Origin of the sequence: Mesorhizobium sp. NFR06, from assembly GCF_900115245.1 — a bacterium.
GTDB lineage: Bacteria > Pseudomonadota > Alphaproteobacteria > Rhizobiales > Rhizobiaceae > Mesorhizobium.
On record NZ_FOVT01000021.1, the window covers coordinates 93,956 to 100,681 of the forward strand.

8 protein-coding genes are annotated in these 6,726 nt (G+C 61.1%); 5 read left to right on the top strand and 3 right to left on the bottom strand.

Going from position 1 to position 6,726, the window contains the following annotated elements; genetic code table 11:
- Positions 1-21 precede the first annotated feature (21 nt).
- Positions 22-417: a hypothetical protein gene (locus F3H96_RS27060; RefSeq protein ID WP_149804723.1), complete on the bottom strand. Its 396-nt coding sequence runs from the start codon at positions 415-417 to the stop codon at positions 22-24.
- 171 nt (positions 418-588) lie between these two features.
- Here F3H96_RS27060 and map point away from each other — a divergent pair, with 171 nt between their 5' ends.
- The 3 genes from map (at position 589) to F3H96_RS27075 (ending at position 3,511) form a co-directional block, all read left to right on the top strand.
- On the top strand, positions 589-1,416 hold the full coding sequence (gene map / locus F3H96_RS27065; RefSeq protein ID WP_149804724.1) for a type I methionyl aminopeptidase: 828 nt from the start codon (positions 589-591) through the stop codon (positions 1,414-1,416).
- A 34-nt stretch (positions 1,417-1,450) separates the two neighbouring features.
- Complete coding sequence (gene radC, locus F3H96_RS27070; protein WP_149804725.1) at positions 1,451-2,110, top strand: DNA repair protein RadC; 660 nt, start codon at positions 1,451-1,453, stop codon at positions 2,108-2,110.
- 147 nt (positions 2,111-2,257) lie between these two features.
- On the top strand, positions 2,258-3,511 hold the full coding sequence (locus F3H96_RS27075; protein WP_149804726.1) for a site-specific integrase: 1,254 nt from the start codon (positions 2,258-2,260) through the stop codon (positions 3,509-3,511).
- Between the two features lie 324 nt (positions 3,512-3,835).
- Here F3H96_RS27075 and F3H96_RS27080 read toward each other — a convergent pair whose 3' ends face one another.
- Positions 3,836-4,360 carry a helix-turn-helix transcriptional regulator gene (locus F3H96_RS27080; protein WP_149804727.1) on the bottom strand — a complete coding sequence of 175 codons (525 nt, stop codon included), beginning with the start codon at positions 4,358-4,360 and terminating at the stop codon, positions 3,836-3,838.
- Between the two features lie 106 nt (positions 4,361-4,466).
- Positions 4,467-4,928, bottom strand: coding sequence for a hypothetical protein (locus tag F3H96_RS27085; protein ID WP_149804728.1), 462 nt, complete (start codon positions 4,926-4,928; stop codon positions 4,467-4,469).
- A gap of 67 nt (positions 4,929-4,995) precedes the next feature.
- Here F3H96_RS27085 and F3H96_RS27090 point away from each other — a divergent pair, with 67 nt between their 5' ends.
- Together F3H96_RS27090 and F3H96_RS27095 are read left to right on the top strand one after the other, a co-directional pair.
- Positions 4,996-5,349 (top strand): hypothetical protein, encoded by a 354-nt coding sequence (locus F3H96_RS27090; protein ID WP_149804729.1) that lies wholly within the window; start codon positions 4,996-4,998, stop codon positions 5,347-5,349.
- A gap of 25 nt (positions 5,350-5,374) precedes the next feature.
- Positions 5,375-6,688 (top strand): extracellular solute-binding protein, encoded by a 1,314-nt coding sequence (locus tag F3H96_RS27095; protein WP_149804730.1) that lies wholly within the window; start codon positions 5,375-5,377, stop codon positions 6,686-6,688.
- Positions 6,689-6,726: the final 38 nt, after the last annotated feature.

Below are 6,726 nucleotides of genomic sequence, written 5' to 3' on the forward strand. Positions count from 1 at the left end.
GCCGCGCTTTGCGGCCCGGCTTTACGCGGCGGGCGGCGCGCGCGGTTGGTTGGTGCGCGAAGGTGTTGCGCTTCCCGATACGGGTGTGACACCCATCTCGGCCGGCAACGCCTGGCCGATAACCAGAAAATCGGGTGCATGCGCGAGCGCGCCTGGATTACCGCTGACGATCTTTTTGGGGAGCGGCCGGCCGGCCCGGACTTCAAGCGCCTGCGTCTTGCCGGTGGTCCTGAGCAACGCGATCGTGTCGCCTGGGCGGGCGGCGCTGATGCTGAAACCGCCCGGGAGCGATACGGCCGACGCCGACATTCCGGCCTGAGCGAAGCTCAGCAGCGCGAACATCAGCAACGCCATCAGGCCCGCGCAGGCGGTCCTGGCCGGCAGCAGCATCGATCTTTCGCGTTCAGGTGCCGTCAAGGCGATCTCCGGATATGAGGACCCGCCCTAACGCATGGAATGGCCAAAGGAAAGCCGCAATGGACGCCGCAACCGCACTTCGTCCTTGAACCTTGCGGCTTCCGGTGCCAAATCTGGAGCGGATTTTCGCTTCCGGCTCCCATCGGAGCCACCGCCGGCAAACGGACAAAAATGGTTACCTATCTCGACGCCTCAACGGCCCCCTTAAGAAATACCGGCCAGATCCGCCTCTATGGCGAGGAAGGCTTTGCCGGCATGCGCAAGGCCTGCGATCTCACCGCGCGCTGCCTCGACGAACTTGTGCCGATGGTGAAGCCGGGGGTGACGACGGAAACGATCGACCGCTTCGTCTTCGAATTCGGCATGGACCAAGGCGCGCTGCCAGCGACGCTCAACTATCGCGGCTACACCAAGTCGTCCTGCACCTCGATCAACCACGTCGTCTGCCATGGCATTCCCGACAACAAGCCGCTGAAGGAAGGCGATATCGTCAACATCGACGTCACCTATATCCTCGATGGCTGGCACGGCGATTCCTCGCGCATGTATCCGGTGGGCACGATCAAGCGCGCCGCCGAGCGCCTGCTCGAAGTGACTTATGAATGCCTGATGCGCGGCATCGCTGCCATCAAGCCCGGCGCCCGCACCGGCGCCATCGGTGCCGCGATCCAGACCTATGCCGAGGCCGAACGCTGCTCTGTGGTGCGCGACTTCTGCGGCCACGGCGTCGGCCAGCTTTTCCACGACGCACCCAACATCCTGCACTACGGCACGGCCAATGAGGGCGTCGAGATGCGGCCCGGCATGATCTTCACCGTCGAGCCGATGATCAATCTCGGCCGGCCGCATGTGAAAGTGCTGTCGGACGGCTGGACGGCGGTCACGCGCGACCGTTCACTGTCGGCGCAGTACGAGCACACGATCGGCGTTACCGACGCCGGCTGCGAGATCTTCACGCTGTCGCCGAAAAAGCTCGACCGGCCCGGCCTCGCAGCTTAGGCTTTGCCGGAAGCCTGAAGGGGGTGGGCAGGCAATGGGGAAAGTCGAGGACGAACGGGTATTCTTTTCCGAGGCCTGGATCGAAGCACCGCAAAGGTCTCGGAAAAAAGCCGCGGCGGCCGAGCAGCCGCACTATCACGGCCATCGCGACCGCTTGCGCGAACGTTTTGTCGCCGGCGGACCCGACGCCCTGCCCGACTATGAACTGTTGGAACTCCTGCTTTTCCGGCTGATCCCACGCGTCGACACCAAGCCCATCGCTAAGGCGCTTATTGCCCGCTTCGGCTCGCTGGCCGAAGTGCTCGGCGCGCCGGCGTCGCTGCTTGAGGAAGTCAAAGGCATCGGGCCGGCCGTGGCGGCCGATCTCAAAGTCGTCGCCGCCACTGCCCAGCGCATGGCGCGCGGCGAGGTGCGCGGCCGCGAGGTCCTGTCCAACTGGACGCAGCTGCTCGACTATTGCCGTTCGGCCATGGCTTTCGAGAGCCGCGAGCAGTTCCGCATCCTGTTCCTCGACAAGAAGAACGGACTGATCGCCGACGAAGTGCAGCAGACCGGCACCGTCGACCATACGCCGGTCTATCCGCGCGAGGTGGTGAAACGGGCGCTCGAACTCTCCGCCAGCGCCGTCATCCTGGTGCACAATCATCCCACTCGCCCCTTTTCGATCACGCACGATCACGCTATAGCACATTGATACATATACATTTTTCGACTTGTCGCAGAGTCGAATATTGTGGCATATTGGGGTCGGTTTTAGGGGGATCAAAGCCCGTTTTGAGCCCAACCACAGACCCCTACTACCCGTCAGCCGATCCCACTCGAAAGCCTACGGGAGACCCCAGTGCCAAGCCTTACCGATGGAGAGATTCGCCGCGCTTTGAAGCAGGTCGAGGAGACCGGAAAGCAGCAGAACCTTGTCGATGGCGAGGGCCACGGAACAGGCCGCCTCGTTCTCGTGATAAAGCCAATGCCGACCCGCGTAACGGCGGACTGGATGGCCCAGCAATGGCGAGACCAAAAGCGTCTCAAGAAAAAGCTCGGCTCGTATCCGTCAATGGGCCTCAGCCAGGCCCGCGAGATTTTCAGACGCGACTTCGCCGACATGATCCAGAAGGGACGCAGCATCAAGATTGCGGGCGACACGCGACCCGGCACGGTCGCCGATCTGTTCGAGGCTTACGTCGCGTCGCTCAAGGCAGATGGAAAACCGTCCTGGAAGGAGGCCGAAAAGGGCCTGAACAAGATCGCCGATTCGCTCGGTCGCAACCGTCCTGCCCGCGACATCGAGCCTGATGAGATCAGGGACATCATTCGCCCGATTTATCAGCGAGGCAAACGGTCCATGGCCGATCATGTTCGTAGCTATATTCGATCGGCCTACAGTTGGGGGCTGAAATCCGAGCACGACTACCGCTCGACCTCGGTCCGTCGCTTTCGTCTCATCTACAATCCGGCGGCTGGTATTCCGACTGAACCAAAGATCGTTGGAACGCGTTGGTTGGACGAGGAGGAATTTGTCCGTCTCTATCGCTGGCTCGAATCTCCGGATGCGCCGGTCCACCCGCCTTACACGCGTGCCGTAAGAATTCTCATGCTGACCGGCCAGCGCGTCGAGGAGATCGCTCGGCTACACGTCGATCAATGGGATGCGGCCGAGCGCATCATCGATTGGTCCAAGACCAAGAATGGAAAGCCTCACGCCATCCCCGTGCCCAAGATCGCAGCCGAGCTTATCGGGTCGATCAAGCCGAATGAATTTGGCTGGTTTTTTCCATCCGCAACCGACCCGTCCAAGCCGGTCAGCCATGGCACGCTCTATTCGTTCATGTGGCGCCAACGCGATCGCGAGGTCATCCCCGTCGTGACAAACCGCGATCTCCGGCGAACCTGGAAGACGCTTACCGGAAAGGCAGGTCTCTCGAAAGAGATCCGAGACAGATTGCAAAACCACACTCTGCAGGACGTCAGTTCCAAGAGCTACGATCGCTGGAACTATATGCCGGAAAAGCGCGCTGCCATGGCGCGGTGGGACAAGTTTGTCCGCGAGCTCCTCACGAAGAGAAAGCGTAAAGCCGCGCTCAAGGAAGCTGCATGACCTAACGATTGCGTCCTCGACGGCATCCATCAGTGATCGCCGGCGGAGGCAAAGGTCCACCTTGGGTGCAGACTACGAATCTGGGGGTCAGGAGTTCGAATCTCTTCGGGCGCGCCATTCCATCCTATTGAAATTGCTTGTCTTTTAGACCTCGCCAACGCGAGCGAACCGGCTCGGTATCCGGAATTCAGCCGGTTTTTCAGCCGGTTTTGGACGGTCGGCGCCCCCCGGCGGCAAAGTCGCACCATAGGTGGGGTCCCCTGTGGCAACGGCGATTATTTCAGCGTGGCGACAGCAGATTCGCTTGCGTGACTACCTGTCGGCCTAAGCCGTCTTGCGCGCGTCCAGCGCGGGTTCTGCGATCGTCGCGCTGCCCCGGTCCGTATCGAGGACCGCCAGTTCTCCTCCCAAGGCGGCGATCAAGGCCGCCAGCCGGCCGCGTACGCGCGGATTAAGGTTCATCAAGCCCTCAACGAGACGCCGGCCTTCTGCACTGGCGATGAAGTCTATGCGCTCATCTACCGGCAGAGGTCGAATTTCCCGGGTGGTCTCGTTGCCCGGTAGGCCTTCGAAGAAGCGGCTAACGGGAACGCCAAGTGACGTGGCGATCTCGTAGAGCATGGAGGCGCTCACGCGGTTCCTCGCGTTCTCGTATTTCTGGAGTTGCTGAAAGCTGATGCCTATGGATCGGGCAAGCTGGGCTTGCGATACGTCCGACTGGACGCGAACGATCGCAATCTGCCTGCCGACATGCTGATCAGCAGGGTGAGGGCTCGTAAGCTTAGGCTTTATCCATACCGCAACAGGAGCAGGCCGTTTCGATTCCGACGAGGCTTCTCGCTTTTGCATCTGTCACTCCGCGGAATGTGAGTCTGTCGCGGTGCGCTGACAGGAACTCAGCAAATTTCCGAATGCTTGGGGAGTTACCGACTTGCGCGAAAGGGCATAGACGCCTTCAACCCGTCTCTCTCTGCCGGCTAATCCGGGCGATATCCTCGATGACCGAGCGGATTTGGGGCCAGGGAAACTCGGCTTCGTCTTCGGACGGCTGACCTTCCTTAAGGACGGCATCAAGCTTGGCTGCCACACCGACAAGGGTAGTGGCAGGCGTTTCAGACAATTCTTCGAGCAAGGCCTCCGCTCGGTTGGCCGCCTCGTGCTCAGCAAGCATCGCAGCGGAGTATCGTATTTCCGTGTCGGCAGCATCCCAGCGCGCCTGATGGGCCGCGAACTCGGCTTCGGCGTTCGCGCGAACAACTGCGTCGACGGAGTCGACGCCCAATGATCCACGGATTTCCTTCAGTGAATGCAGTGTCACACTCTCACCATTCGAGAGTATCATTGCACTCGGAAAACCGATGGTTTCGGCGAGCTTTCGCTCTAAGCGCTGTTGCTCACGGCACAGCCGCTCGGCCAATTTGAAGGCGTCCTGCCATTCGCGCCGCCGCGCCTGCGGCGAGCGCGGCGAGGCAAGCGAGGGGTTAGTGCTTCTGGAGCAGGCGTTCGAGGCGCTCGCCAAGTCCGACTCCAATTATCAGCTGCCAGAATTGTTGAGCGCCAAAGGAGAGCTGCTCTCGCTGCTGGACCCGCGAGACGATGCCGTCGAAGGCTTATTTCGCCAATCTCTGGCCGCCGCCCGCGAACAAGGTGCGAAACTGGCCGAACTGAGATCCGCGCTTCGCCTCGCCCGACTTTGGTCCGTTCGCGGGCGCGGGAGCGAGGCGCGAGACCTGCTCGCACCCGCCTACGCGGCATTCAACGAGGCTTTAGACACGCCTGACCTAGCGGAAGCAAGAGGCCTGCTGCAACGGCTGTCGCATGCAGCGGCAGCGCCGTAGCCAAGGTGCTTTCGGGAGGAGCGCCATGTTCAAGCAACTGTGGATCGGCCTGCTCGCGGGCCTAGCGCTGCTGCCAGCGTGTGGGCCGGCCGCAGCGACCGAGCTCACCATCCTGTGGGCGGAATGGGACCCGGCCAACTATCTGCAAGAACTCGCTAACGAGTACGAGAACGAGACCGGAGTCAAAGTCACGGTCGAGACCGTGAACTGGCCCGGCTTCCAAGACAAGGCATTCATGGAATTCAACGCCCATGGGGACTCCTACGACATGGTCGTCGGCGATTCGCAGTGGCTGGGAGCCGGCGCGACGGAGGGCCACTATTCCGAGCTGACCGATCTCGTGCGGCAGTTGGACCTCATCAAGGTCATGACGCCCGCCTCAATGGCCTACTACTCGGAATACCCGAAGGGCAGCGGCCGTTACTGGGCGGTCCCGCTCGAAGCCGACGCGATCGGCTGGGCCTATCGCAAGGACTGGTTCGAGGATCCCACCGAGATGAAGGCCTTCAAGGAGAAATACGGCTATGACCTCGCCCCGCCGAAGACCTGGATGCAACTGCGCGACATCGCCGAGTTCTTCTACCGACCACAGGCCAATCCGCCGCGTTACGGCGTCGCTATCTATACGGAGCAGCACGGCGACGGGCTGATCTTGGGCTTCATGTCCGAATTGTTCAGCTACGGGGGTGAACTCGGCGACTATGCCACCTGCGCGGTTGACGGCATCGTCAACTCGCCGCAGGCTGTTCGGGCATTGAAGGCTTACAAGGAACTCTATTCCTTCACGCCGCCGGACTGGGCCAATACCACCAATCGAGAGGAAGACCTGGCCATCACCGGAAATCTCGCGGCAATGAGCATGAACTTCTTTGCCTTCTTCCCAGCGCTGGTAAATCCGTCGATCAATCCGAACGCTTCCGTCACCGGATTCTTCGCCAGCCCGGCCGGCCCGGGTGGCGACCGTTTCACGGCGCTCGGCGGCCAGGGCATCTCGATCGTGTCCTATTCGCACAAGCAGAAGGAAGCCAGGAAGTTCCTTGAATGGCTCGCTCGTGATGACACGCAGCAGAAATGGGCCGATCTCGGCGGCTATACTGCCGATGCGCGGATTTTGGAATCGCCAAGATTCCGCAACGCTACTCCCTATAATGACGCTTTCTACCAGAGCCTGTTTGTCGTGAAAGATTTCTGGGCGGAGCCCTATTACGCCAAACTCATCGACCAGATGAACGCACGTCTCGGACCTTACATCCTAAAGGATGGCGGCTCGGCAAAGGACACCCTCGACGGAATAGCGGCGGACTGGAAGGCGACCATCGCCGAGCATGGCTGCAAATAGCCGTCGCTGGATTGAAATGGCTTTTTGCGAGGCGCACG

Excerpts from the sequence above, each read along its gene's own strand:
- F3H96_RS27095 (WP_149804730.1), top strand. The coding sequence starts at position 5,375 with ATGTTCAAGCAACTGTGGATCGGCCTGCTCGCGGGCCTAGCGCTGCTG.
- radC (WP_149804725.1), top strand. The coding sequence starts at position 1,451 with ATGGGGAAAGTCGAGGACGAACGGGTATTCTTTTCCGAGGCCTGGATC.
- map (WP_149804724.1), top strand. The coding sequence starts at position 589 with ATGGTTACCTATCTCGACGCCTCAACGGCCCCCTTAAGAAATACCGGC.
- F3H96_RS27080 (WP_149804727.1), bottom strand. The coding sequence starts at position 4,360 with ATGCAAAAGCGAGAAGCCTCGTCGGAATCGAAACGGCCTGCTCCTGTT.